The organism is Enterobacter cloacae complex sp. 677-3DZ2D5B, assembly GCF_004136695.1.
Classification (GTDB): Bacteria; Pseudomonadota; Gammaproteobacteria; order Enterobacterales; family Enterobacteriaceae; genus Enterobacter; species Enterobacter hormaechei_C.
In genome coordinates, this window is sequence record NZ_QFLS01000004.1 from 176,510 (window position 1) to 202,174 (window position 25,665).

Sequence of the window (25,665 nt, forward strand, 5' to 3'; positions counted from 1 at the left end):
GCAACACCGACAACGGCGGTAGCACTGACAACGGCGGTAACAATGCGCCGGAAGTCATGGCGCCTGAAGTGGGTGCTTACTTAGGCAACTACCTTGCCGCACAGGGCATGTTCCTGCATAAACGTGACGATCGCGACCAGATCACCTTCCGCAATGAAGACGACCTGAACACCTGGATGTACGTTAAGGGTCGCTATCACGAGAACGATGCGGGTGGCGATAAAGTCAGCTATGACACCACCACGACCGTACTGCAAGTCGGCAGCGATTTCATGAGCAAACCAATGGATAACGGTATCCTGCGTGCTGGCGGGATGTTCGGTGCAGGCCAGGCGAAGACCCACTCTGATGCGAAGCACAACGTGCGTGACGCTCAGGGTAAGGTTGATGGTTTCAATGTTGGGCTTTACGCCACCTGGCAGGAAGATCAGAAATTACGTCTGGGCAGCTACGTTGATACCTGGGCCGCATACAGCTGGTACAACAACAAAGTCACCAGCAACCGCAACGACGAAGACTACGATAGCGAAGGTTTCGCCGCGTCTGTTGAAGTCGGCCACGCGTGGGTTATCCAGTCAGAAAATGAACGTACCTGGAAGATCGAGCCGCAGGCGCAGGTGATCTACAGCTATCTCGATCAGGAAAATCATACCGATCGCGACGGCGTACGCGTCACTACCCTGGACAACGACAGCGTCTTTGGTCGTCTCGGCGTTAAAGCAAGCTACTTCCAGCAGAAGGACGTCAAGGCCTGGCAGCCGTACGTCGCGGTTAACTGGTTGAAAGGTGCTGGTCAAAACGATCTGGCATTCAACGACGAGACCGTCAGCAACGATACGCCGGAAGATCGTGGTCAGTTAGAGCTGGGCGTAACCGGCAACCTGAACGAAACCACGACAATCTCCCTGCGAGCCAGCGGCGAATGGGGTGAAAACAGCTATGCCGCATACGGCGGTCATATTTTGCTAAACCATCGCTGGTAATCGATCATTCTGAAGCAAAAAAGCAGTGGCATGTGCCACTGCTTTTTTTTAGTTATCCAGCTCACCCATTGATTTAACCTGGTCACGGTTAATCTGTTCAGTTTGACCGGTTTCGGCGTTTTTGTACGATACCAGACCGGTATCGTCATCCACCTGCGGTTTCCCGTCAGTAACAATCGTTTTGCCATCGGTGGTTTTTACGGCCTGATTGGACGAACAGCCCGCCACGGTGAACATTGCGGTGGCAGCCAGAACGGAAGCGATCAGTAATTTATTTTGCATGGTGTATTCCCCTGCTCTCAGTTGAATTTTCGTTATCGACCTAACCATTTTAGGCTAACTGACTGAAAGCGGATGAAAAAGCAGAAGGTTCTTAAGATGGGAAAATTGCCCGGTAACCGAACGGTACCGGGCAAGGGGGGTTACTTGCTAATCTGCGCGTGCATTTCCTGCACCGAAATCACCTTCTCGGTGGCATCCGCATTCAGCGCCATCGCTGTTGCGAAACCGCCGTTCAGGGTGGTGTCGTAGTGCACTTTGTATTGCAGCGCGCTGCGGCGAATCAGCTTGGAGTCTTCAATCGCCTGGCGTCCTGCGGTGGTGTTGATGATGTAGGTATATTCGCCATTCTTGATACGATCCTGAATGTGCGGACGACCTTCATGCACTTTGTTCACCAGACGCGGGTTGATACCCGCTTCACCCAACACAATCGCCGTACCGTGAGTGGCGTCCAGCTCGAAGCCCTGTTTCAGCAGCTTGGCGGCCAGGTCAACCACGCGCTCTTTATCGCCTTCGCGAACGGAGAGCAGCGCACGGCCAGATTTTCTCATGGTGGAGCTACTGCCCAGCTGCGCTTTCGCAAACGCTTCTGCGAAGGTGCGGCCCACGCCCATTACTTCCCCGGTAGAGCGCATCTCTGGCCCTAACAGCGGGTCAACGCCCGGGAATTTGTTGAACGGCAGCACTACCTCTTTCACCGAGTAGTACGGCGGGATGATTTCTTTCGTGACGCCCTGCTGAGCCAGCGTCTGGCCAGCCATCACGCGCGCCGCCACTTTCGCCAGCGGAATACCGGTCGCTTTAGAGACAAACGGTACGGTACGCGCCGCACGCGGGTTGACTTCAATCAGATAGACTTCGTTGTCTTTTACCGCGAACTGAACGTTCATCAGGCCGCGAACCTGAAGCTCGAAGGCCAGCTTCTGCACCTGCTGGCGCATCACGTCCTGAATCTCCTGGCTCAGGGTGTACGCTGGCAGAGAACAGGCGGAGTCACCCGAGTGCACGCCCGCCTGCTCGATGTGCTCCATGATGCCGCCAATCAGCACCATTTCGCCGTCGCAGATGGCATCCACGTCGACTTCAACCGCGTCGTCGAGGAAGCGGTCGAGCAGCACTGGCGCATCGTTGGAAACGCTCACCGCCGTCTGGAAGTAGCGACGCAGGTCCGCTTCGTCGTAGACGATTTCCATCGCGCGGCCGCCCAGTACGTAGGATGGACGCACCACCAGCGGGTAGCCGATCTCTTTCGCTTTCTCAACGGCCATTTCAATCGCGGTCACGGTGGCGTTCGCCGGCTGTTTCAGCTTGAGACGGTCAACCGCCTGCTGGAAACGCTCGCGGTCTTCCGCACGGTCAATCGCATCCGGGCTGGTGCCGATAACCGGTACACCTGCAGCTTCCAGCGCGCGCGCCAGCTTCAGCGGAGTCTGGCCGCCGTACTGCACGATCACGCCTTTTGGCTTCTCGATGCGCACGATTTCCAGCACATCTTCCAGCGTCACCGGCTCGAAGTAGAGGCGGTCAGAGGTGTCGTAGTCGGTGGAGACGGTTTCCGGGTTACAGTTGACCATGATGGTCTCGTAACCGTCTTCACGCAGCGCCAGCGAGGCGTGTACGCAGCAGTAGTCGAACTCGATGCCCTGGCCGATACGGTTTGGACCGCCGCCCAGCACCATAATCTTGTCGCGGTCGACGGACGGATTCGCTTCGCACTCGTCTTCATAGGTGGAGTACATGTACGCGGTATCGGTCGAGAACTCTGCCGCACAGGTGTCCACGCGCTTGTAAACCGGATGCAGGTCATACTGGTCGCGCAGCTTGCGGATCTCCGCTTCGCGCACGCCCGCCAGTTTAGCCAGACGCGCATCGGCGAAGCCTTTACGCTTCAGCATACGCAGGAAGTCAGCGTCCAGGCCGTTGATGCCCAGCTCCGCCACTTTCTCTTCCAGACGCACCAGCTCTTCAATCTGCACCAGGAACCAGCGGTCAATGTTAGTCAGGTTAAATACACCGTCGACGGACAGGCCCGCGCGGAAGGCATCGGCGATGTACCAGATACGCTCTGCGCCCGCGTCTTTCAGCTCACGGCGGATTTTGGTCAGTGCTTCCGGGTCGTCCAGGCTGACTTTCGGGTCAAAGCCGGTCGCACCCACTTCCAGGCCACGCAGCGCTTTTTGCAGGGATTCCTGCTGCGTGCGGCCAATCGCCATGACTTCACCAACAGATTTCATCTGGGTGGTCAGACGGTCGTTGGCGCCGGCGAATTTCTCGAAGTTAAAGCGAGGAATTTTAGTCACAACGTAGTCGATGGACGGTTCGAAGGACGCAGGGGTGCGGCCACCGGTGATGTCGTTCATCAGCTCGTCAAGGGTGTAACCCACCGCCAGTTTCGCCGCCACCTTCGCAATCGGGAAGCCGGTGGCTTTGGAGGCCAGCGCGGAGGAACGGGACACGCGCGGGTTCATTTCGATAACAATCAGACGGCCGGTTTTCGGGTTCACCGAGAACTGCACGTTAGAGCCGCCGGTTTCCACGCCGATTTCACGCAGTACCGCCATCGAGGCGTTACGCATGATTTGGTACTCTTTGTCGGTCAGCGTCTGAGCTGGCGCAACGGTGATAGAGTCGCCGGTGTGGATCCCCATCGCGTCGAAGTTTTCGATGGAGCAGACGATGATGCAGTTGTCGTTTTTATCACGCACCACTTCCATCTCGTACTCTTTCCAGCCAATCAGCGATTCATCAATCAGCAGCTCTTTGGTTGGGGAGAGATCCAGGCCGCGCTCACAAATCTCTTCAAACTCTTCGCGGTTGTAGGCAATGCCGCCGCCGGTGCCGCCCATGGTGAACGATGGACGGATGATGCACGGATAGCCCACTTCTGCCGCAACGGCCAGCGCTTCTTCCATATTGTGCGCGATACCGGAACGCGCGGTATCAAGGCCAATTTTTTTCATTGCCACGTCGAAGCGGCGACGGTCTTCTGCTTTATCAATCGCGTCGGCGGTCGCACCGATCATGGTCACGCCGAACTCTTCCAGCACGCCCTGACGCTCCAGCTCCAGCGCACAGTTCAGCGCCGTCTGGCCGCCCATGGTCGGCAGCACCGCGTCCGGACGCTCTTTCTCGATAATTTTGCGTACCACTTCCCAGTGAATCGGCTCGATGTAGGTCGCATCCGCCATTTCCGGGTCGGTCATGATGGTCGCCGGGTTAGAGTTCACAAGAATGACGCGGTAACCCTCTTCACGCAGGGCTTTACACGCCTGCGCGCCAGAGTAGTCAAATTCACAGGCCTGGCCGATGACAATCGGGCCAGCGCCAAGGATCAGGATGCTTTTTATGTCTGTACGTTTTGGCATGGTCTTCTCAGCTCCTGATTATTTAGCGATCTTACGGTATTGCTCAATAAGTTCGATGAAGTGATCGAACAGCGGCGCGGCGTCGTGTGGGCCCGGGCTGGCTTCAGGGTGGCCCTGGAAGCTGAACGCAGGCTTATCGGTACGATGGATACCCTGCAAGGTACCATCGAACAGTGATTTGTGCGTCACGCGCAGGTTAGCTGGCATCGTCGCTTCATCCACAGCGAAGCCGTGGTTCTGCGCGGTGATCATCACCGTGTTGTTGTCGATATCTTTCACCGGGTGGTTACCACCGTGGTGGCCGAACTTCATCTTGACGGTGTTCGCTCCGCTCGCCAGCGCCAGCAGCTGATGGCCGAGACAGATGCCGAATACCGGGATATCGGTTTCAAGGAAGGACTTGATGGCGTCGATAGCGTAGTCGCACGGCGCCGGGTCGCCAGGACCGTTAGAGAGGAAGATGCCGTCCGGGTTCATCTTCAGAACATCTTCCGCAGACGTTTGTGCCGGGACGACCGTCAGGCGGCAGCCACGGTCAACCAGCATACGCAGGATGTTGCGCTTGGCGCCAAAATCGTAGGCCACCACGTGGAACGGCAGCTCGCTTTCCGGTTTCGCTTCCGGCAGGTCGCCTTCCAGCGTCCAGCTACCCTGCGTCCAGCTGTAGGCTTCCGCCGTGGTCACTTCTTTCGCCAGGTCCATACCGTTCAGACCCGGGAAGGCTTTCGCTTTTTCCAGCGCCAGCGTCGCATCGAGGTTATCCCCTGCGATGATACAACCGTTTTGTGCGCCCTTCTCGCGCAGCAGACGCGTCAGCTTACGGGTATCGATATCGGCAATCGCCACAATGTTATGGCGCTTCAGGTAAGAAGAGAGGTCTTCGGTGTTGCGGAAGTTGCTGGCAATCAGCGGCAGGTCGCGAATGACCAGGCCTTGCGCATGTACCTGAGAGGATTCTTCGTCAGCCGCATTGGTGCCGACATTGCCGATATGAGGATAAGTAAGAGTAACGATTTGGCGAGAATAGGAAGGATCAGTGAGGATTTCTTGATAACCGGTCATTGAAGTATTGAAAACGACTTCCCCAACCGCCGAACCCGTTGCCCCTATGGCCCGACCGATAAACTGGGTTCCGTCTTCCAGAACCAATAGCGCTGACTTAATCAAAACACCCTCCAGAGAATATTCACTCACTTTATTTGCATATTAATTCATAACCATATCATGGATCAATGCAAATGTGTTGCCAGCGGATTTTTGGCAAACGGCGGCATTCTGGGGATTTGCCATGTAAAAGTCAACTTAAAACGGGAGTTTTGTTTATTCTTTTGCAAGCCTGGCATCTGGAATGGAATTTAATGGGCAAAAAGATCAGGTAAATCATCCCGGAAAACGCTTGCGCGGCAGGTTTGTTAGAATTTTAGGGAGGCGGGTGACAAAAAGTGGACCAGATGGTCAAAATTTACATATATTTTACAGAAAAATGGCACATCAATAAGCTTTATACCGCCTAAGCATTATTTTTTATCTAAAACGGATAAAATAAGAGGGCAATAAATTATTGCCCCATGCAATCAAGTAATTACGACTGCAATAACCACATCACGATGGGTAATATCGCTTACAAATTATTGAGATCAAGCACATCTCGCATATCAAAAATACCCTTTTCCTTCGCGTTAAGCCACAAAGCGGCGCGAACTGCACCATTCGCAAACGTCATGCGGCTTGACGCTTTGTGGGTAATCTCAACACGTTCGCCAATATCGGCGAACATCGCCGTATGTTCACCGACGATATCGCCTGCACGAACGGTTGCGAAACCAATTGTCCCGGGCACGCGTTCGCCGGTATGTCCTTCACGGGTATAGACCGCGCACTCTTTTAAATCCCTATCAAGTGCATGAGCAATCGCTTCGCCCATCGCCAGCGCCGTGCCTGATGGAGCATCAACTTTATAGCGGTGGTGTGCTTCAACAATCTCAATGTCGGTATAATTGCCCATCACCTTCGCTGCCTTTTCCAGCAGTTTCAGCATGACGTTAACGCCGACGCTAAAGTTCGCAGCGAAGACAATCGCAATGTCGGTGGCTGCGTCCTGAATGGCCTGTTTACCGGCATCATCGAAACCAGTGGTACCAATCACCATCCCTTTACCGTGCTGACGGCAAAACGCCAGATGAGCCAGCGTGCCTTCCGGACGGGTAAAGTCGATGAACACATCAAAGTCTTCTTTCACTGCCTCAAGGCTGCTCTGTACGGTTACGCCTGTCTTGCCCGCGCCCGCCAGTTCGCCTGCATCGGCTCCCAGCAGGGATGAACCCTCACGCTCCAGCGCCGCGCCGAGTGCCACGCCATCCATCTGTAGTGCCGCCTGAATCAGCTGGCGACCCATACGTCCACCCGCGCCCGCAATAGCAACGCGGATCTGTGCATCATGCATAGTTATTCTCTTACGTTAAAATGATGTAAACCGTTTTCAGATTAACCAGCCTTGGCAAAGCCTGCCAACTGAAAACACCGATAATTAGAATTTAACGTGAAACCGACTTAAATATCAGTAAAAGACATGATTTTGTCGTCACGATAAAGTTTGGGGCAAAAAAAAAGCCAGCACAGGAGGTGCTGGCCTTTCATCAGATAAAGAACTATTCCACTTCTCGCGCGTCAATACGCAACTCTTTCGGCACTTCAAAGACAATGTTCTCTTCGCGGCCTTCCAGCGGCACCGCTTCGCCACCGCCCAGCTCTTGCAGGCGGGCAATGACGTTCTGCACCAGAATATCCGGCGCTGAAGCGCCTGCGGTAACACCGACGCAGACCGCGTTTTTCACCCACGCTTCCTGAATGTCCGTTGCGTCGTCGATTAAAAACGCCGCTTTCCCCATACGCTGCGCCAGTTCGGCCAGACGGTTAGAGTTAGAGGAGTTTTTCGAGCCGACCACCAGCACCACGTCCGCCTGTTCAGCCAGCGCGCGCACGGCTTCCTGACGGTTGGTGGTTGCGTAGCAGATATCATCTTTGCGCGGCCCGACGATTTTCGGGAAGCGCTGGCGCAGGGCGTCAATCACGTCTGAGGTGTCGTCCACGGAAAGCGTCGTCTGGGTCATAAACGACAGTCGGGCTTCGTTTTTCACATTCAGCGTAAAGACGTCTTCCGGTGACTCAACCAGATACATGCCCCCTTCCGGGTTGCTGTACTGGCCCATGGTGCCTTCCACTTCCGGGTGACCGGCGTGACCAATCAGAATTGACTCTTCACCGCGACGGCTGGCGCGCGCCACTTCCATATGCACTTTGGTCACCAGCGGACAGGTGGCATCGAAAACGGTCAGATCGCGGTTTTTCGCCTCGTTGCGTACCGCCTGCGAGACGCCGTGCGCGGAGAAGATGAGAATTGCGCCGTCCGGCACTTCGCTGATCTGCTCGATAAAAATCGCACCGCGCTCGCGCAGGCTGTCGACCACGTAGCGGTTGTGCACCACTTCGTGACGCACGTAAATCGGCGCGCCGTAAATCTCCAGCGCGTTTTCAACAATGCTGATAGCGCGGTCTACACCGGCGCAAAAACCGCGCGGGTTAGCCAACAGGATCTGCATTTCAGGCCTCCAGTGCCGGATCGATCTCCAGCACTTCTACATCAAAATGGACAGTGCGCCCGGCAAGCGGATGGTTGAAGTCAACGGTAATCGAGTCGCCGTTGATTTCGCGGATCACGCCAGGCATTTCGCTGCCGTCCATAGCGGTAAAGAGCATAATTGCCCCGATCTCCGGTTCACCCGCGTCCATAAACTCTCGACGGGAGAAGTACTGGATCAGATCCGGGCTTGGCACGCCAAACGCGGCATCCGGCTCCAGCGAAAAGGCTTTTTTCTCACCCTCTTTCAGACCGAGAAGCTGCTGCTCAAGACCTTCAGACAGGGAGGTATCGCCAAGACGAAACAGGGCTGGTTTGCCGTTGTTGCGGGTGGATTCGGCCGTAGAGCCGTCATCCAGCTTCAGCGTAAAGTGAACGAGAACCGCGCTGTTGCTCTGTACGGATTTAGACATGCAAATTGCTCGCTTGTTTTGGGTCACCTGTTGCCCGGTGGCGCTACGCTTACCGGGCCTACGGGGGCCACAAATTCTGTAGGCCGGGATCGCTACGCGTCACCCGGCTGGTTTTGTTACGCCTGCTCTTTCGCAGCCGGTTTAGGCAAGAAGCCTTCCAGCACGATTAACGCCGCACCAACGCATATTGCGCTATCGGCGAGGTTAAAGGTCGCGAAGTGCCAGTCGCCGACGTAGAAGTCGATCATATCGACCACAAAGCCGTGCCACAGGCGGTCAAACAGGTTACCCAGCGCGCCGCCAATGATCAGCGCGTAGGCGATGTTATTCAGCTTTTGCGTGGCCTTCGAGCGGTACATCAGCACCGCCAGCACGACGCAGATACCGATAGCGATACCCGCGAAGAACCAGCGCTGCCAGCCACCGCTGTCGGCAAGGAAACTAAACGCCGCACCGTAGTTGCGGGCGTAGTGCAGGTTAAGCGACGGGAATAGCGGGACCGTATCCCCCAGAGCGAAATTCTGGAGGATCAGGAACTTGCTCCCCAAATCAATAATCAGCACCACTACCACCAGCCACAGCCAGCGCAGTCCTGTTGAACAGAGAGTTTTACTCATCAGGCAAACTTACGTTTTTCGCCGTCACCGGCGACGTTGCTTACACAGCGTCCGCAGATGTCTGCGTGTTCCGCCACCTGACCGACATCGGTAGTGTAATGCCAGCAACGCGGGCATTTCTCACCGTCGGCTTTGCTCAGTGCGACCTTCAGTCCTTTGAGCAGTTCGCTCTGCTGAGCATCAGCAGACGCCTCGGCATAATCCGCAACTTTCGCACCGGAGGTCAACAGGACAAATCGTAATTCATCGCCCAGCGCGGTCAGCTTCGCGGCCAGCTCAGGTTCTGCGTACAGGGTCACCGTCGCTTCCAGAGAGCCACCGACTTTCTTGTCAGCGCGCGCCTGCTCGATAACCTTGTTCACTTCGCCACGCACTTTCAGCAGCTCGTCCCAGAAGGCATCGTTCATCGCTTCGGTGCTGGAGAGATCGAACAGACCTTCATACCACTCGCCGGTGAAGACATACTTCTCACGGTCACCCGGCAGGTAACCCCAGATTTCATCCGCGGTGAAGGACATGATCGGCGCCATCCAGCGCACCAGCGCTTCTGCGATGTGGTACAGCGCAGACTGACAGCTGCGGCGCGCCACGCTGTCCGCTTTCGCGGTGTACTGACGGTCTTTAATGATGTCGAGGTAGAACGAGCCCATCTCGATGGAGCAGAAGCGCATCAGGCGCTGCACCACTTCGTGGAAATCGTAAGACTCATACGCTTTCAGGATATCTTCCTGCGCCGCTTTCGCGCAGCCTACCGCCCAGCGATCGAGCACGACCATCTCTTCCGGCTTCACCATATCTTTTACCGGATCGAACCCGTTCAGGTTCGCCAGCAGGAAGCGCGCGGTGTTACGGATACGACGATAGCTGTCGGCAGCACGCTTCAGGATCTCGTCAGACACCGCCATTTCGCCGGTGTAGTCGGTAGAGGCTACCCACAGACGCAGGATGTCCGCGCCCAGCTTGTTCATTACGTCCTGCGGCGAAACGGTGTTACCGATGGACTTGGACATCTTACGGCCCTGACCATCCACGGTGAAGCCGTGAGTCAGTACCTGACGGTAAGGTGCTTTGCCCTTCATGGCGGTGGAGATCATCAGGGATGACATGAACCAGCCGCGGTGTTGGTCGGAGCCTTCGAGATACATGTCGGCAGCGTGACCGGCGAACTCAGGGCGCACGTCAACCACAGAGGCATGGGTTGAACCGGAGTCGAACCACACGTCCAGGGTATCCGGCACTTTCTCGTAGTTGTCCGCGTCCGCGCCCAGGATGTCGCGGGCGTCGAGATCCCACCACGCCTGAATGCCGTCAACTTCAACGCGTTTCGCCACTTCTTCCATCAGTTCCAGGGTGTTCGGATGCAGTTCCTGCGTCTCTTTGTGCACGAACAGCGACATCGGCACGCCCCAGGTGCGCTGACGGGAGATACACCAGTCAGGACGGTTAGCCACCATGGATTCGATACGCGCCTGGCCCCAGTCCGGGATCCACTGCACGCCTTTGATCTCTTTCAGAGACTGCTCGCGCAGGCCCTTCTGATCCATGCTGACGAACCACTGCGGGGTCGCACGGAAGATGATTGGCGTCTTGTGACGCCAGCAGCACGGATAGCTGTGCTGCATTTTTTCAACGTGCAGCAGCGCGCCGCTGGTGCGCAGCATGTCGACAATAATGTCGTTCGCTTTGAAGACGTTGATGCCGTCCAGCGCCGGGTAGGTGCCAGGCAGGTAGGAGCCGTCCGGCCCAACCGGGTTGGCGATTTCCAGACCGTACTTCAGGCTGATGTTGTAGTCGTCAGGGCCGTGGCCACCGGCGGTATGTACCGCACCGGTACCCGCGTCCAGCGTTACGTGGTCGCCCAGAATCGCCGGAACGTCGAAGTCCAGGAACGGGTGTTTGAAGCGCATCAGTTCCAGCGCGTCGCCTTTTACGGTGCCCAGCACGGTGTAATCGGTGATGTTCGCGCGTTTCAGTACGCTTTCGACCAGGTCTTTCGCCAGGATAACCGCACGGCCATCAATCTGCACCAGCGCATACTCAAACTCGCCAGAGAGGGAGATCGCGCGGTTAGCAGGCAGCGTCCACGGGGTGGTTGTCCAGATAACCAGCGAGACTGGACCGCTTACCCCAGGCAGACCAAATTTAGCTTTGATCGCATCCTGATCGACCGCTTCGAACGCCACGTCGATAGAAGGCGAGGTTTTGTCGTAATACTCTACTTCCGCTTCTGCCAGCGCAGAACGGCAGTCCACGCACCAGTGCACCGGCTTCGCGCCTTTGTGCAGGTGACCGTTACCGATGATTTTACCCAGCGCACGGATGATGTTGGCTTCGGTTTTGAAATCCATGGTCAGGTACGGATGCGACCAGTCGCCCAGCACGCCCAGACGGATAAAGTCAGCGCGCTGACCGTTAACCTGGGTGGCAGCGTATTCGCGGCATTTCGCGCGGAATTCTGCGGCGGTGAACTTCTCACCCGGCTTACCGTACTCTTGCTCCACTTTCAGCTCGATTGGCAGACCATGGCAGTCCCAGCCCGGAACGTAAGGCGAGTCATATCCCGCGAGTCCTTTGGACTTCACGATAATGTCTTTCAGAATCTTGTTTACAGAGTGACCAATATGAATGCTGCCATTCGCATATGGAGGGCCATCATGCAGAATGAAGGTTTTTTTGCCTTTTTTGGCTGCACGAATGATGCCGTACAGGTCATCATCGGTCCAACGCGCCAGCATTCCCGGTTCACGCTTGGCGAGATCGCCGCGCATCGGGAACCCTGTTTCCGGCAAATTCAGGGTTGATTTATAGTCACTCATCAGATTCTCGGTTCCGTATTTATCACGTAGGCAGTTAAGCCGGTTCTAAAGCCCAAAAAACTCGCGGGCCGTTAATTCATCTCGCGCGATTTGCGCCTTAAGTTCATCCAGCGAAGCGAATCGCTGTTCATTGCGTATTTTTTTACGCAGTATCACATCTATATGGCGACCATACAGGTCCATTACAACGTCCAGCAGGTGTACTTCTAACTGTTGACGCACACCGGCAACCGTTGGACGTGTGCCAATGTTGGCGACGCCGTAGAAGGGCTTCTCGCCCAGTCCTGCCACTTCCACCGCATAGACCCCTTTAACCGGGGAGACCTGACGACGCAGCGGTATATTCGCCGTCGGGAAACCTATCGTGCGGCCCAGCGCATCGCCATGGACCACGCGACCTGAAATCGTGAACGGGTGACCCAGCAGCGTTTCTGCCGTGTCCAGTTCATCGTTCGCCAGCGCCTGACGTACCGCCGTGCTGCTGACGCGCACGCCGCCCTCGCAGAAGGTCATTGTACTGGTGACGTCAAACCCGTACTCCAGGCCAGCCTTCTGTAATAACAAGAAATCGCCCTGACGACCAGCGCCAAAGCGGAAATCATCGCCCACGGCGAGAAACTCCACGCAAAGCTGCCTGACCAACAGGTCGCTGACAAAATTTTGTGCGGTCAGCGCGGCAAAACGACGGTCGAACCGTACACACAGGACGTAGTCCACCCCTGACTCGGCCAGGTAGCGTAACTTCTCACGCAGACGCGTCAGCCGCGCGGGGGATTTCTCGCCAGCAAACAGCTCCAGCGGCTGAGGCTCGAAAATCATCACCACGACGGGCAGGCCTCGCGCCTCGCCTTCTTTACGCAATCCCTGCAACAGCGCCTGATGCCCACGATGCACGCCGTCGAAATTACCAATGGTCAGCACGCACCCGTGCGGGGCTTGACTGAGATTATGTATGCCGCGTATCAGCTTCATGACTGGCTCAAAACAGTGAAAATCGCCAAAGTATACCTTGTACAGCGGTTAAGGTTAACCGGCGATTGTTCACGCTAAACAGAAAGCCGTATGATTTCATCACGCTGACCTTTCACAGCAAAAAAATCTGCCCGCCAACTGCGATTTTTACGCCGAAAAGCTGTATTCACGAACGACAAGCTGGTAGAATCCTGCGCCATCACTACGTAACGTAGCGTCGCCACATTAACGGCGCTTATTTGCACAAATCCATTGACAAAAGAAGGTATAGAGGGCATATTCCTCGGCCTTTGAATTGTCCACATAGATCATATTTGGGAGTTGGACCTTGGCTAATATCAAATCAGCTAAGAAACGTGCCGTTCAGTCTGAAAAGGCTCGTAAGCACAATGCAAGCCGTCGCTCTATGATGCGTACTTTCATCAAGAAAGTATACGCAGCAATCGAAGCTGGCGACAAAGCTGCAGCGCAGAACGCATTTAACGAAATGCAACCAATCGTGGATCGTCAGGCTGCTAAAGGTCTGATCCACAAAAACAAAGCAGCGCGTCATAAAGCAAACCTGACCGCGCAGATCAACAAACTGGCTTAATCGCCACTTGTTGTTGCTTGTTTGAAAGAACCCGCTTAACGCGGGTTTTTTTATGCCTTCAGATTGCCGGCGGCGTAAACAGCGCCGAGTAGTCCCGGTTGCAGATTCGCTGCACCGCCGGATGCTGAATCATCCTTTCGGCGAATATGGCGTGATACTCTTCCATCACGTTATCCACCCTGCCAATCTCGGTAATCTTGTCGTCTGAATAGAGATCGTGCGCATACAGCGTCGGGGCAACGAAGATAGCGTTGTGCGCCTCGCCAAAGGCTTTCATCAGCGCCGCATCGTCGAACTCACCGAGAATTTCTACGTTTAGCCCCTGCGAGTTAAACCAGTTCAGCAGCTTACGTCCGAGCATGGACCGCCTCCCCGGAACCAGCAAGCGGCGCTCTTCCAGGCAAGCCGGAAACGGTTTTTCCGGCGGTGGATTGATGCACCAGAAACTGACACCGCATTCGCCAATTTTCACCGAGAACAAGCCTTCCTGCTGCGTGGAATCGATAGGACAATCCGAAATAATCATATCCAGCTTATGCTGGCTCAGCTGTTCCAGCAGCATCTCGTGAGTGGACTCAAAGCAGCGTAAATGTATCTGTTCATCTTCCACCACCGCCGCATCCAGCACACCGCTTACCAGCCGTTTGGACAACGCATCCGCCACGCCCACGTCAAAGAGCAGGTTCGACTCTTTGCGATAGTTAACGATATCCAGCATCTCCTGGCTCAGGGTGAACATCTTGTCCGCATAGCGGAATACCAGTTCACCCAGCTCGCTCGGCTCAATGCCACGCCCTTTCCGCTTAAAAAGCTTTCCCTGCAAGCGCTCTTCCAGGGCTTTGATTTGCCCGGTGATAGTCTGTGGCGTCAGGTAGAGCGCCTCTGCGGCACCCACGACCGAGCCCTGCTTGTAGACATGCCAGAAGTAATAGAGATGGTTATAGTTCAAATGAGACATCACGTTTTCACTCCCTGATAGTTTATCGGGAGAAGGCTTCCCTTCTCCCGGTTTCCTGTTATGCCTGGACAGCCTGTCCGGACAACTTCACCTTCAACAAGGTGTAACCCATAACCGCGGCCAGGAACGACCCGATAAGAATGCCGAGTTTCGCCCAGACGATAAGCTCAGGCGCGCTTGCGCCAAACGCCAGCGTCGAGATAAAGATCGACATGGTGAATCCAATACCGCACAGCACGCCAACGGCCATAATCTGGCTAAAGGTGGTTCCGTTTGGCAATGACGCCAGCTTCAGCTTCAGCGCCAGCCAGCAGAACAGGCTGATGCCCAGCGGCTTACCAATAAACAGACCGGCGATGATACCCAGCGGCAGCACAGAGGTGAGTCCGTCCTGGGTAACCCCGGCCAGGGAAACACCCGCGTTGGCAAACGCAAACAGCGGCAGGATCATAAAGCCCACCCACGGATGAAGCACATGCTCCAGCTGTCTGGCAGGCGATTTGCCGTCCTGTTCCTTCAGCGGAATAAAGAAGCCAACGATGACGCCCGCCAGCGTGGCATGCACGCCAGACTTCAGCACCGCCGTCCACAGCACCATCCCCACCAGAATATAAATCCCCGTGCGTCGAACGTTGAAGACGTTCAGCAACGCCAGCACCGCAATAGCCACGGCCGCCACGCTCAGCGACAGAACGGACAGATCGCTGGTGTAGAACAGCGCGATAATCACGATAGCGCCCAGGTCATCGATAATCGCCAGCGCCATCAGGAAAATTTTCAGTGCTACCGGGACGCGGTTGCCGAGCAAGGCTAAGACCCCGAGCGCAAACGCGATATCCGTTGCGGCCGGGATCGCCCAGCCGCCACGCGCAACCGGATCCTGCCACGCAAACGCGAGAAAGAGCAACGCCGGAACGATCATCCCGCCAATCGCCGCGATCACCGGAAACGCCGCGCGCTGACGGCTGGCAAGCGAACCGCTCACCAGCTCACGTTTAACCTCCAGGCCCACCAGCAGGAAGAACACCGCCATCAGCGCATCGTTGATCCACAGCAGCATGTTCTTATTAATTTCCAGCGCCCCGACCTTCAGCTCGACGGGCGTTTCCAGAAATGCGTGATAGAGATCGCGTGTCATGCCCATATTGGCGAGCAGCATGGCAGCCGCAGCAGCAATAATCAGGATGACGCCGCCGGATGCCTCACTGCTAAAGAAACGGTGTAGTAATTTCACGTTTAAACTCTCTTTTACAACAATACCTCGGTAAAACCATAATATCAGCGCAAACAGATCGGTAAAAACAGATTAATATTGGTTATAGATTCAGTTTAACCGAGGTATAACGCTATAAAGCAAAAAGCCCGGAATCGCTTCCGGGCTTTAAATGATAGTAACCAGCTGGCGGGTTAGCGGGTTAAATCGTCGAAGAATTTTTTGACGCCATCGAAGAAGCTTTTGGAGCGCGGGCTGTTTTTCTCACCTGTCGGGCCACCAAAGCTTTCCTGAAGCTCTTTCAGCAGCTGTTTCTGCTTATCGTTCAGGCCGACCGGCGTTTCCACGACCACGCGGCATAACAGGTCACCCTGCGCGCCACCGCGAACGGATTTAACGCCTTTGCCGCGCATGCGGAACAGTTTCCCGGTCTGGGTTTCGCCAGGGATTTTCAGGTTAACGCGACCGTCCAGCGTCGGCACTTCGATTTCGCCGCCCAGCGCCGCCATCGCAAAGTTGATCGGCACTTCACAGTACAGGTTGTTACCTTCACGCTCGAAGATGGCGTGCTGCTTCACCTGAACCTGAACGTACAGATCGCCTGCCGGTGCGCCGTGCTCGCCGGCTTCACCCTCACCTGCCAGACGGATGCGGTCGCCCGTATCGACGCCTGCCGGGATCTTAACGGACAGCGTTTTGGTTTTCTCCACGCGACCGTGACCATGACATTTGGTGCACGGATCTTTAATCAGCGTACCGCGACCATGACAGTGCGGACAGGCCTGCTGCACCGCGAAGAAGCCCTGGCGCATCTGCACCTGACCGGAACCGTGACAGGTTGGGCAGGTCTGTGGCTGAGTCCCCGCTTTCGCACCGCTGCCGTGGCAAACGTCACACTCTTCCAGCGTCGGAATACGGATCTCTTTGGTGACGCCGCGAACCGCTTCTTCCAGCGTCAGGTCCATGTTGTAGCGCAGGTCTGCGCCGCGCGCCGCGCGCTGACGGCCACGCCCGCCACCGAAGATATCGCCAAATACATCACCAAAGATATCGCTGAAATCAGCGCCGCCGCCGAAGCCGCCGCCACCAAATCCACCGCCGCCCATGCCGCCCTGTTCAAAGGCCGCGTGTCCGTACTGATCATAGGCCGCACGTTTTTGTGCATCGGTCAGGACTTCGTAGGCTTCTTTAATCTCTTTAAATTTGGCTTCAGCCTCTTTGTCACCCTGATTACGGTCAGGGTGGAATTTCATGGCCAGGCGCTTATACGCCTTTTTGATTTCACGCTCTTCCGCAGTTTTCGGAACGCCTAAAATCTCGTAATAGTCTTGCTTTGCCATTGGTTTTTTTAAGCCCCTTAACATGCGAGCACGGGCGTGGAGAATTCTCCTACGCCCGTGCCGATTACTTACCCTGCATCAGGGCGATTATTTTTTGTCTTTCACTTCTTCGAACTCAGCGTCGACAACATCGTCGTCTTTCGCGTTGTTCGCCGAAGCATCAGCGCCCGCCTGCTGCTGTGCGTGCTGCTGCTGAGCGATTTCCATCAGCTTCTGAGAAACCTGTGCCAGCTCCTGCATCTTCGCTTCGATGTCCGCTTTGTCTTCGCCTTTCAGAGACGTTTCCAGCGCGCTCAGTGCAGTTTCGATTGCAGTTTTGTCTTCCGCTGGCAGTTTATCGCCCGCTTCTTCAACCTGCTTACGGGTGCTGTGCAGCAGATGGTCACCCTGGTTACGGGTCTGAACCAGCTCTTCAAACTTACGGTCGGATTCAGCGTTAGCTTCGGCATCACGAACCATTTTTTCGATTTCCGCTTCGTTCAGGCCAGAAGATGCCTTGATGGTAATCTTCTGCTCTTTACCGCTGTTTTTGTCTTTCGCAGACACGTGCAGGATACCGTCAGCATCGATGTCGAAGGTGACTTCGATCTGTGGCATGCCGCGTGGTGCCGGGTTAATACCGTCCAGGTTGAACTGACCCAGAGATTTGTTATCCGCCGCGCGCTTACGCTCACCCTGAATCACATGGATGGTTACCGCAGACTGGTTGTCTTCAGCGGTAGAGAACACCTGGCTGTGTTTCGTCGGGATAGTGGTGTTTTTGTTGATGAGCGGGGTCATCACGCCACCCATGGTTTCGATACCCAGAGACAGCGGGGTAACGTCCAGCAGCAGTACATCTTTCACTTCACCGGTCAGTACACCACCCTGAACCGCAGCACCGATAGCAACCGCTTCGTCCGGGTTCACGTCTTTACGTGGCTCTTTACCAAAGAATTCAGCAACTTTCTTCTGAACCATTGGCATACGAGTCTGACCACCTACCAGGATAACGTCCTGAATGTCAGACACGGACAGGCCAGCGTCCTGCAATGCAACTTTCAGTGGCTCGATAGAACGGTTCACCAGGTCTTCTACCAGGCTTTCCAGTTTCGCACGGGTCACTTTGATGTTCATGTGTTTTGGACCGGTCGCGTCTGCGGTGATGTACGGCAGGTTCACGTCGGTCTGCTGAGCGGAAGACAGCTCGATCTTCGCTTTCTCAGCGGCTTCTTTCAGGCGCTGCATAGCCAGCGGGTCGTTACGCAGGTCAATGCCCTGATCTTTCTTGAACTCGTCAACGAGGTAGTTGATCAGACGGGTATCGAAGTCTTCACCACCCAGGTGGGTATCACCGTTGGTTGCCAGAACTTCGAAGGTTTTTTCGCCGTCAACATCGTCGATTTCGATAATAGAAATATCGAAGGTACCACCACCCAGGTCGTAAACCGCGATAGTACGGTTGCCAACTTCTTTATCCAGACCGTAAGCCAGTGCTGCTGCGGTTGGTTCGTTGATGATACGTTTTACTTCCAGGCCTGCGATACGGCCAGCATCTTTGGTTGCCTGACGCTGAGCATCGTTGAAGTAAGCAGGTACGGTGATAACAGCTTCAGTTACCGGTTCACCCAGGTAATCTTCCGCAGTTTTCTTCATTTTCTTCAGCACTTCAGCAGAGATCTGCGGAGGTGCAGTTTTGGTGCCTTTCACATCAAGCCATGCATCGCCGTTATCGGCTGCGATGATTTTGTAAGGCATGATGGAAACGTCACGCTGAACTTCTTCGTCCTGGAAGCGGCGGCCAATCAGGCGTTTGATCGCAAACAGGGTGTTTTGCGGGTTTGTCACTGCCTGACGTTTAGCCGGCTGACCAACCAGAGTTTCACCATCCTGGGTATAAGCAATGATAGAAGGCGTGGTGCGATCGCCCTCGGCGTTCTCCAGCACACGTGCAGTAGTGCCATCCATAATCGCTACACAAGAGTTGGTAGTACCCAGGTCGATACCAATAATTTTACCCATCTAAACGTCTCCACTAAAAATTCAGTCAACATGTGGTTGTGTACCTGTAATAAGGGCAGAACGTGCTTTTTCAACTGCCCAGATTTGATTTTTTTCAGGTCCACACACTGCGGTTGCTTACAAGATGGGGTCACAACGGCATCCATCAAGGGGGAAGGATAAAAAATTTTTTAATTTCACCCCGATGAGATCATAGACGGCGTCGATGCCGCCCATTATGATGCCGCGCCCCGTCAGGGAGAACTGGCGCGGGTTTAACCATTTCACCATATTAATGATGATTTTTTGAGGACTTATGGGCAACACTAAGTTGGCTAATCCGGCTCCGCTGGGCCTGATGGGTTTTGGCATGACCACCATTCTGCTGAACCTGCACAATATCGGGATGTTCCCGATGGACGGCATTATCCTGGCGATGGGCATTTTTTACGGCGGTATCGCACAAATCTTTGCGGGCCTGCTGGAATATAAGAAAGGCAACACCTTCGGCTTAACCGCCTTTACCTCTTACGGTTCTTTCTGGCTGACTCTGGTCGCGATTCTGCTGATGCCTAAAATGGGCCTGGCGGAGGCGGCAAACGCCCATTTCCTGGGCGTGTACCTGGGACTGTGGGGCGTGTTCACCCTGTTCATGTTCTTTGGCACCCTCAAGGCGAACCGCGCGCTGCAATTCGTCTTCCTGAGCCTGACCGTCCTGTTCGCCCTGCTGGCCATCGGTCACCTGGCGGATAACGAAGGCATCGTTCACGTTGCAGGCTGGGTCGGTCTGGTTTGCGGCGCAAGCGCAATCTACCTGGCCATGGGTGAAGTGCTGAACGAGCAGTTCGACCGCACCATTCTACCGATTGGTGAAAAACACTGATCCCTCTGTCGTGCCCGCGTCGCGGGCACGACGTCCCTCTGACTGGCGAAGCCACATCCCCAATACCAGCCCCATCAGCGATAACGCCAGCACGTACCACGCAGGTGCAAGGGGCGACAGCCCCATCAACACCGTCACCACAATCGGGGTCAGCCCGCCGAAAATGGCATACGAGACGTTATAAGAGAAAGAGATTCCGGTGAAGCGTACCTCCGGCGGAAAGGCGCGGACCATCACGTACGGTACGGCGCCAACGACGCCCACACACAGCCCGACGACACCGTACAGCAGGAACAGCTGTTCAGGATGGGTGCCCGCAAGATGATAGAATGCCCAGCTCGACGCGGCCAGCAGCAGGCTGCCGACAATAAAGGTCACGCTGGCGCCGAAACGATCCGCCGCCAGCCCGGCGGCCAGACAGCCAAAGCAGAGCATAATTGTCGCGATACTGTTCGCCTGTAACGTCACGGCAGGCGCAAAACCGTACTGTTTTTGCAGCCAGACCGGCGACATCAAAATGACCACCACGATACCCGCAGACAGCAGCCAGGTCAGAAGCATCGACACGACTACCGCTTTTTTATGCCGCACTACTACGGTTTTCACCGGCAGTTCTTGCGCCAGCGCCTTCCGCTGCTGCATTTCCAGAAATATTGGCGTCTCCTGCAACCAGCGTCGCAGGTACATTGCCACCAGCCCAAACGCCCCGCCCAGCAGGAACGGTATACGCCAGCCCCAGTCGTGAACGGCCTGTTGCGTCATGCTGGTATTGATGATGGTTGCAACTACGGAGCCAAGCAGGATCCCGATCGTCAGCCCTGCGGTCAGCGTTCCGCACGCAATGCCGATGCGGCGCACCGGGACGTGCTCAGCGACAAACACCCACGCGCCAGGCACTTCCCCGCCGATGGCCGCGCCCTGGAGAATACGCATCAGCAGCAGCAATAACGGGGCGATAATGCCCATCGACTCATAGGTAGGCAAAAGGCCAATCGCCAGCGTCGGCACGGCCATAAGCAGGATGCTGAGGGTAAACATCTTCTTGCGCCCAACCAGATCGCCAAAGTGCGCCATGACAATGCCGCCCAGCGGACGCGCCAGATACCCGGCAGCGAAAATGCCGAAAGTTTGTACCTGACGCAGCCATTCAGGAATATCCGCCGGGAAAAACAGCGCCCCCACAACGGCGGCGAAGAAGACAAAGATGATGAAATCGTAAAACTCCAGCGCGCCGCCCAGGGCAGCGAGCGTGAGGGTTTTGTAGTCCTGTCGATTCAGAGGTCGGGTATTATGTGACATAGCGAACCATTGTGCATGTGTTGTGGATTATTTTTTACAGCAATCGTAAAGAAAAAATTACTATATCGTAAATCCATTTACACGCTACTGCGGCTGGCGCTTATGTCACATTTTAATCATTTTCAGGAGATTGTTTCGCGGCGAGCGCTTTTAGGGCGAAATGCTGCTACCACGTTGCCGTCAGTTTCCACGTACGGACCGTCAAGCAGTTGTATACAATACGGTACACTTGCAAAGATACCGTGGACGATAACGCTTCCGTCCTCGGCTTTTACCCCTTCCAGCGTCTCTTTTATCGACTTCGGCTGCCCCGGCAGGTTCAGGATCAGCGCCTGTTTGCGGATCACCCCGACCTGACGGGAAAGAATGGCAGTCGGGACAAAGTGTAGACTGATCTGGCGCATCTGTTCACCGAAGCCCGGCATTTCACGATCGGCGATAGCCAGCGTCGCGTCCGGCGTTACATCGCGGCGCGCGGGGCCGGTGCCGCCCGTCGTCAGCACAAGGTGGCAGCTCATTTCATCCACCAGCTCACACAGGGTTTGCTCGATGATCGGCTGCTCGTCCGGGATCAGGCGAGTCTGGATCTCAAACGGGGTAGTGAGTGCGCTGCCCAGCCACGCTTCCAGAGCAGGGATGCCTTTATCCTGATAAACACCGCTGGAGGCGCGGTCAGAAATCGACACTAAGCCGATGCGTAAGGTATTCATATCCATTCCATTCAAAAAGTACTGATTAAAGGGAATGATACACGCAGAGAGAAAATTCAGACAGAGGCGGGGGAAAGACGCGTGACCGGGAACCCGGTCACGCAGGATGATTACAGCAGGTCGCCGATCATTTTTTCCAGTTTTTCCTGGTCGATAGCAAACTTACGGATACCGTCCGCCAGTTTATCTACGGCCATTGGATCCTGGTTGTGCTGCCACAGGAACTCGGACTCGGTGATGCGCTCAGGACGCGCTTTCACTTCGCCGGTGTAAGACAGTTTACGCTCGATAGCACCTTCGCTTTCTGCCAGCTCTTTCAGCAGCGCAGGGGCGATGGTCAGGCGGTCACAGCCAGCCAGCTCGATGATTTCGCCGACGTTACGGAAGCTTGCGCCCATAACAACGGTCTCATAGCCGTGCTGTTTGTAGTATTCGTAGATTTCAGTCACAGAAATCACGCCTGGATCTTCAGACGCCGCGTACTCTTTCTTGTCGGTGTTGGCTTTGTACCAGTCCAGAATACGGCCCACGAACGGAGAAATCAGGTATACGCCAGCTTCGGCACATGCACGCGCCTGCGCGAAGGAGAACAGCAGAGTCAGGTTACAGTTGATCCCTTCTTTTTCCAGCTGCTCAGCAGCGCGGATGCCCTGCCAGGTAGAGGCCAGTTTGATCAGGATACGGTCGTTGCTGATGCCCGCATCGTTGTACAGTTTGATCAGGCGTTTTGCTTTGGCGATAGAGGCTTCGGTGTCGTAGGACAGGCGAGCATCAACTTCGGTAGAGATACGGCCAGGAACGAGCTTCAGGATTTCCAGACCGATGTTCACTGCCAGTTTGTCAGTGGCATCCACAACCTGCTGCGCGCGGTCATTGCTCTGTGCTTTTGCCCAGGTCACCGCCTCGTCGATCAGTTTGCGATACTCAGGGATCTGCGCGGCGTTAAGGATCAGAGAAGGGTTGGTTGTGGCATCCTGCGGCTGGTACAGCTTCATTGCCGCAATATCTCCGGTGTCAGCGACGACAGTGGTGAACTGACGAAGGGAGGTCAATTTATCCGTCATGATAGTGTTTCTCTTTTAACGTGCCCTGGATAATTCACACTACCGACAGCTTGCCAGCAGCGGAAAAATGACAGGTTTACTTGTTAGGGGGATGTAACCGGTCTGCCCTGATGATAACACGAGTGAGAGGCAGCGCAACCGCAGACAGTGCGCTTAGGCAGAGTATGATAAACTCAGAATGTTAACAGGCTGCTAAGTAACAGCATGCACACTCAGTGGTAGCGCTTACATATTCACTTTGGCATCAACAAGAGGGACGTTAGTGCCTGATTTCTTTTTCTTTATTAACGAAGTCCTCTGGGGTTCGATCATGATATACCTGCTTTCTGGAGCAGGTATCTGGTTTACGTGGCGCAGCGGGCTGATTCAGTTTCGCTATATCCGCAAATTTGGCAGAAGTCTGAAAAACAGCGTCACCCCACAGCCGGGCGGCCTGACATCGTTTCAGGCGCTCTGTACTAGCCTTGCCGCGCGCGTCGGCAGCGGTAACCTGGCCGGTGTCGCGCTGGCGATCGGCGCGGGCGGTCCGGGCGCGGTATTCTGGATGTGGGTGACGGCGATTATCGGTATGGCCACCTCCTTTGCTGAATGCTCGCTTGCGCAACTCTACAAAGAAAAAGACGGCAAAGGTCAGTTTCGCGGCGGTCCCGCCTGGTATATGGCTCGCGGGTTGGGAATGCGCTGGATGGGCGTTCTGTTCTCGATCTTTTTGCTGATTGCCTATGGCCTTATTTTCAATACCGTTCAGGCAAATTCCGTCGCCCACGCGCTGCGCTTTGCCTTTAATTGTCCGGAGTGGCTGACGGGCGGCGCGCTTGCCCTTCTCACCCTGCTGACCATTGTGACCAGGCTCAAAGGGGTTGCCCGCCTGATGCAGTGGCTGGTTCCGCTGATGGCGCTGCTGTGGGTGTCCACCAGCGTGATGGTATGCGCGATACATATTGACGAGGTGCCGAACGTCATCGTCACCATTTTCCAAAGCGCGTTCGGCTGGCGCGAAGCGGCTTCAGGCGCGTTGGGTTACACCCTTAGCCAGGCTCTCACTGCGGGTTTTCAGCGGGGTATGTTCTCCAACGAAGCGGGAATGGGCTCCACGCCGAATGCCGCCGCAGCGGCCGCATCCTGGCCCCCGCATCCCGCCGCGCAGGGCATTGTACAGATGATTGGCGTCTTCACAGACACCATTGTTATCTGCTCCGCCAGCGCGATGATCATGCTGCTGGCCGGTGCCGCTGAGCAACCGTCCGGTAGTACGGCAGGCATTCATTGGGTACAACAGGCGCTGGTCTCCCTCGTCGGCGGCTGGGGCGCGGGCCTTGTCGCACTTGTCGTGGGACTTTTTGCCTTTAGTTCCATTGCGGTGAACTATATCTATGCCGAAAACAACCTTATCTTCCTGAAAGTCAATTCGCGTCTGACCCGCAACGTCCTTCGCGCGGGTGTGCTGGGAATGGTTTTCGTCGGCTCCCTGCTCAGCATGCCGTTGGTCTGGCAAATAGCGGACGTCATTATGGCGCTGATGGCCATCACGAACCTGACGGCCATTTTGCTGCTTTCACCGGTTGTGGCGCTGATCGCGCGCGATTATCTGCGTCAGCGCAAGCTCGGCGTACAGCCCGTCTTTGACGCCTCACGCTATCCCGAAATCGAGTCACAAATTGCCCCTGGCACCTGGGATGATTTGCCGCGGCAATAACAGCTATCGATCAATTCAGGGCGATTTTTTGTTAAAGTCGCTCTAAATTTCCTGCAAGGACTGGATATGCTGATTCTGATTTCACCTGCCAAAACGCTCGACTACCAGAGCCCGCTCGCCACTGAGCGTTATACCCAGCCGGAATTGCTGGACTACTCGCAACAGTTGATCCACGAGGCGCGTAAGCTTTCGGCTCCGCAAATCGCTTCGCTGATGAGCATCAGCGATAAACTCGCCGACCTGAACGCCACCCGTTTTCATGAGTGGCAGCCTGACTTCACGCCCGCCAACGCCCGCCAGGCGCTGTTGGCCTTCAAAGGTGACGTCTACACTGGCCTGCAAGCAGAAACGTTTAGCGAAGCCGATTTCGATTTTGCCCAGCAGCATCTGCGCATGTTATCCGGCCTGTACGGGGTGCTGCGCCCGCTGGATCTGATGCAGCCGTATCGTCTGGAGATGGGTATCCGCCTGGAAAACGCTAAAGGTAAAGATCTGTACCAGTTCTGGGGCGATGTCATTACCGACAAGCTTAACGCGGCGCTGCAAGCCCAGGGGGACAACGTGGTGATCAACCTGGCCTCCGATGAGTACTTCAAATCGGTGAAACCGAAAAAGCTGGATGCGGACATTATCAAGCCGGTATTCCTCGACGAGAAAAACGGCAAATTTAAAGTAATCAGCTTCTACGCCAAAAAAGCGCGCGGTCTGATGAGCCGCTTCATCATTCAAAACCGCCTGACGAAGCCAGAGCAGCTCACCGGCTTTAACAGTGAAGGGTATTTCTTCGACGAGGCATCGTCAGGAAAAAACGAGCTGGTGTTTAAGCGTCACGAGCAATAAAAGAC

The 25,665-nt window shown here is 55.4% G+C and carries 21 protein-coding genes and 1 pseudogene; 5 read left to right on the forward strand and 17 right to left on the reverse strand.

The annotated features are described in order from the left end of the window. Nucleotides 1-983, forward strand: a 983-nt coding sequence (locus tag DD597_RS06575; protein ID WP_045147411.1) for an autotransporter outer membrane beta-barrel domain-containing protein, incomplete at its 5' end; no start/stop codon positions are given. A gap of 48 nt (nucleotides 984-1,031) precedes the next feature. Here DD597_RS06575 and DD597_RS06580 read toward each other — a convergent pair. From DD597_RS06580 to DD597_RS25315, 10 genes and pseudogenes are all read right to left on the reverse strand, one after another. Next, nucleotides 1,032-1,265, reverse strand: a complete 234-nt coding sequence (locus DD597_RS06580; RefSeq protein ID WP_003856439.1) for a YgdI/YgdR family lipoprotein — start codon at nucleotides 1,263-1,265, stop codon at nucleotides 1,032-1,034. Between the two features lie 140 nt (nucleotides 1,266-1,405). After that, nucleotides 1,406-4,630 carry a carbamoyl-phosphate synthase large subunit gene (carB, locus tag DD597_RS06585; protein WP_023315370.1) on the reverse strand — a complete coding sequence of 1,075 codons (3,225 nt, stop codon included), beginning with the start codon at nucleotides 4,628-4,630 and terminating at the stop codon, nucleotides 1,406-1,408. 18 nt (nucleotides 4,631-4,648) lie between these two features. Further along, on the reverse strand, nucleotides 4,649-5,797 hold the full coding sequence (carA, locus tag DD597_RS06590) for a glutamine-hydrolyzing carbamoyl-phosphate synthase small subunit (RefSeq protein ID WP_032608475.1): 1,149 nt from the start codon (nucleotides 5,795-5,797) through the stop codon (nucleotides 4,649-4,651). Nucleotides 5,798-6,251: 454 nt separating this feature from the next. Further along, entirely contained in the window at nucleotides 6,252-7,073 is an 822-nt protein-coding gene (gene dapB / locus DD597_RS06595; RefSeq protein WP_032661540.1) for a 4-hydroxy-tetrahydrodipicolinate reductase, read from the reverse strand. Between the two features lie 205 nt (nucleotides 7,074-7,278). Beyond that, on the reverse strand, nucleotides 7,279-8,229 hold the full coding sequence (ispH, locus tag DD597_RS06600) for a 4-hydroxy-3-methylbut-2-enyl diphosphate reductase (RefSeq protein ID WP_003856448.1): 951 nt from the start codon (nucleotides 8,227-8,229) through the stop codon (nucleotides 7,279-7,281). A gap of 1 nt (nucleotide 8,230) precedes the next feature. After that, nucleotides 8,231-8,680 carry an FKBP-type peptidyl-prolyl cis-trans isomerase gene (gene fkpB / locus DD597_RS06605; RefSeq protein ID WP_003856450.1) on the reverse strand — a complete coding sequence of 150 codons (450 nt, stop codon included), beginning with the start codon at nucleotides 8,678-8,680 and terminating at the stop codon, nucleotides 8,231-8,233. A 116-nt stretch (nucleotides 8,681-8,796) separates the two neighbouring features. Further along, nucleotides 8,797-9,297, reverse strand: a complete 501-nt coding sequence (gene lspA, locus DD597_RS06610) for a signal peptidase II (protein WP_003856452.1) — start codon at nucleotides 9,295-9,297, stop codon at nucleotides 8,797-8,799. Further along, nucleotides 9,297-12,113 carry an isoleucine--tRNA ligase gene (gene ileS / locus DD597_RS06615; protein ID WP_129256032.1) on the reverse strand — a complete coding sequence of 939 codons (2,817 nt, stop codon included), beginning with the start codon at nucleotides 12,111-12,113 and terminating at the stop codon, nucleotides 9,297-9,299. The genes lspA and ileS overlap by 1 nt, the downstream gene beginning before the upstream one ends. A gap of 45 nt (nucleotides 12,114-12,158) precedes the next feature. Further along, nucleotides 12,159-13,085: a bifunctional riboflavin kinase/FAD synthetase gene (gene ribF / locus DD597_RS06620; protein ID WP_129256033.1), complete on the reverse strand. Its 927-nt coding sequence runs from the start codon at nucleotides 13,083-13,085 to the stop codon at nucleotides 12,159-12,161. Between the two features lie 7 nt (nucleotides 13,086-13,092). Next, nucleotides 13,093-13,298: pseudogene (locus DD597_RS25315) on the reverse strand (DUF2575 domain-containing protein); the annotation flags it as partial. 115 nt (nucleotides 13,299-13,413) lie between these two features. Between DD597_RS25315 and rpsT the strand changes: the two are divergent. Next, on the forward strand, nucleotides 13,414-13,677 hold the full coding sequence (rpsT, locus tag DD597_RS06635; protein ID WP_003856458.1) for a 30S ribosomal protein S20: 264 nt from the start codon (nucleotides 13,414-13,416) through the stop codon (nucleotides 13,675-13,677). Between the two features lie 58 nt (nucleotides 13,678-13,735). On the opposite strand, the gene nhaR is transcribed toward rpsT, so the two are convergent. The 4 genes from nhaR to dnaK form a co-directional block, all read right to left on the reverse strand. Beyond that, nucleotides 13,736-14,635 carry a transcriptional activator NhaR gene (gene nhaR / locus DD597_RS06640; RefSeq protein ID WP_003856462.1) on the reverse strand — a complete coding sequence of 300 codons (900 nt, stop codon included), beginning with the start codon at nucleotides 14,633-14,635 and terminating at the stop codon, nucleotides 13,736-13,738. 58 nt (nucleotides 14,636-14,693) lie between these two features. Then, the gene (gene nhaA / locus DD597_RS06645) at nucleotides 14,694-15,869 is read right to left on the reverse strand and encodes a Na+/H+ antiporter NhaA (protein WP_063944566.1); all 1,176 of its coding nucleotides are present in this window, start codon (nucleotides 15,867-15,869) and stop codon (nucleotides 14,694-14,696) included. Between the two features lie 173 nt (nucleotides 15,870-16,042). Further along, nucleotides 16,043-17,188, reverse strand: coding sequence for a molecular chaperone DnaJ (gene dnaJ / locus DD597_RS06650; RefSeq protein WP_008502040.1), 1,146 nt, complete (start codon nucleotides 17,186-17,188; stop codon nucleotides 16,043-16,045). Between the two features lie 87 nt (nucleotides 17,189-17,275). After that, complete coding sequence (gene dnaK, locus DD597_RS06655) at nucleotides 17,276-19,189, reverse strand: molecular chaperone DnaK (RefSeq protein ID WP_003856470.1); 1,914 nt, start codon at nucleotides 19,187-19,189, stop codon at nucleotides 17,276-17,278. Between the two features lie 295 nt (nucleotides 19,190-19,484). On the opposite strand from dnaK, the gene satP reads away from it, so the two are divergent. After that, on the forward strand, nucleotides 19,485-20,051 hold the full coding sequence (gene satP, locus DD597_RS06660) for an acetate uptake transporter (RefSeq protein WP_003856474.1): 567 nt from the start codon (nucleotides 19,485-19,487) through the stop codon (nucleotides 20,049-20,051). Here the strand turns inward: satP and DD597_RS06665 are convergent. From DD597_RS06665 to tal, 3 genes are all read right to left on the reverse strand, one after another. Next, entirely contained in the window at nucleotides 20,028-21,350 is a 1,323-nt protein-coding gene (locus DD597_RS06665) for an MFS transporter (RefSeq protein WP_003856476.1), read from the reverse strand. The two genes, satP and DD597_RS06665, sit on opposite strands and share 24 nt — an antisense overlap. Before the next feature lie 122 nt (nucleotides 21,351-21,472). Next, complete coding sequence (mog, locus tag DD597_RS06670; protein ID WP_003856479.1) at nucleotides 21,473-22,060, reverse strand: molybdopterin adenylyltransferase; 588 nt, start codon at nucleotides 22,058-22,060, stop codon at nucleotides 21,473-21,475. 110 nt (nucleotides 22,061-22,170) lie between these two features. Beyond that, nucleotides 22,171-23,124 (reverse strand): transaldolase, encoded by a 954-nt coding sequence (gene tal / locus DD597_RS06675; protein ID WP_003856481.1) that lies wholly within the window; start codon nucleotides 23,122-23,124, stop codon nucleotides 22,171-22,173. A 262-nt stretch (nucleotides 23,125-23,386) separates the two neighbouring features. On the opposite strand from tal, the gene DD597_RS06680 reads away from it, so the two are divergent. Next, nucleotides 23,387-24,820: a sodium:alanine symporter family protein gene (locus DD597_RS06680; RefSeq protein WP_129256034.1), complete on the forward strand. Its 1,434-nt coding sequence runs from the start codon at nucleotides 23,387-23,389 to the stop codon at nucleotides 24,818-24,820. Between the two features lie 66 nt (nucleotides 24,821-24,886). Then, nucleotides 24,887-25,660 carry a peroxide stress protein YaaA gene (gene yaaA, locus DD597_RS06685; RefSeq protein WP_022650381.1) on the forward strand — a complete coding sequence of 258 codons (774 nt, stop codon included), beginning with the start codon at nucleotides 24,887-24,889 and terminating at the stop codon, nucleotides 25,658-25,660. Nucleotides 25,661-25,665: the final 5 nt, after the last annotated feature.

Excerpts from the sequence above, each read along its gene's own strand:
- ileS (WP_129256032.1), bottom strand. The coding sequence starts at position 12,113 with ATGAGTGACTATAAATCAACCCTGAATTTGCCGGAAACAGGGTTCCCG.
- ispH (WP_003856448.1), bottom strand. The coding sequence starts at position 8,229 with ATGCAGATCCTGTTGGCTAACCCGCGCGGTTTTTGCGCCGGTGTAGAC.
- dnaJ (WP_008502040.1), bottom strand. The coding sequence starts at position 17,188 with ATGGCAAAGCAAGACTATTACGAGATTTTAGGCGTTCCGAAAACTGCG.
- fkpB (WP_003856450.1), bottom strand. The coding sequence starts at position 8,680 with ATGTCTAAATCCGTACAGAGCAACAGCGCGGTTCTCGTTCACTTTACG.
- satP (WP_003856474.1), top strand. The coding sequence starts at position 19,485 with ATGGGCAACACTAAGTTGGCTAATCCGGCTCCGCTGGGCCTGATGGGT.
- DD597_RS06665 (WP_003856476.1), bottom strand. The coding sequence starts at position 21,350 with ATGTCACATAATACCCGACCTCTGAATCGACAGGACTACAAAACCCTC.
- DD597_RS06580 (WP_003856439.1), bottom strand. The coding sequence starts at position 1,265 with ATGCAAAATAAATTACTGATCGCTTCCGTTCTGGCTGCCACCGCAATG.
- carB (WP_023315370.1), bottom strand. The coding sequence starts at position 4,630 with ATGCCAAAACGTACAGACATAAAAAGCATCCTGATCCTTGGCGCTGGC.
- dapB (WP_032661540.1), bottom strand. The coding sequence starts at position 7,073 with ATGCATGATGCACAGATCCGCGTTGCTATTGCGGGCGCGGGTGGACGT.
- lspA (WP_003856452.1), bottom strand. The coding sequence starts at position 9,297 with ATGAGTAAAACTCTCTGTTCAACAGGACTGCGCTGGCTGTGGCTGGTG.
- tal (WP_003856481.1), bottom strand. The coding sequence starts at position 23,124 with ATGACGGATAAATTGACCTCCCTTCGTCAGTTCACCACTGTCGTCGCT.
- yaaA (WP_022650381.1), top strand. The coding sequence starts at position 24,887 with ATGCTGATTCTGATTTCACCTGCCAAAACGCTCGACTACCAGAGCCCG.
- dnaK (WP_003856470.1), bottom strand. The coding sequence starts at position 19,189 with ATGGGTAAAATTATTGGTATCGACCTGGGTACTACCAACTCTTGTGTA.
- ribF (WP_129256033.1), bottom strand. The coding sequence starts at position 13,085 with ATGAAGCTGATACGCGGCATACATAATCTCAGTCAAGCCCCGCACGGG.
- mog (WP_003856479.1), bottom strand. The coding sequence starts at position 22,060 with ATGAATACCTTACGCATCGGCTTAGTGTCGATTTCTGACCGCGCCTCC.
- nhaR (WP_003856462.1), bottom strand. The coding sequence starts at position 14,635 with ATGTCTCATTTGAACTATAACCATCTCTATTACTTCTGGCATGTCTAC.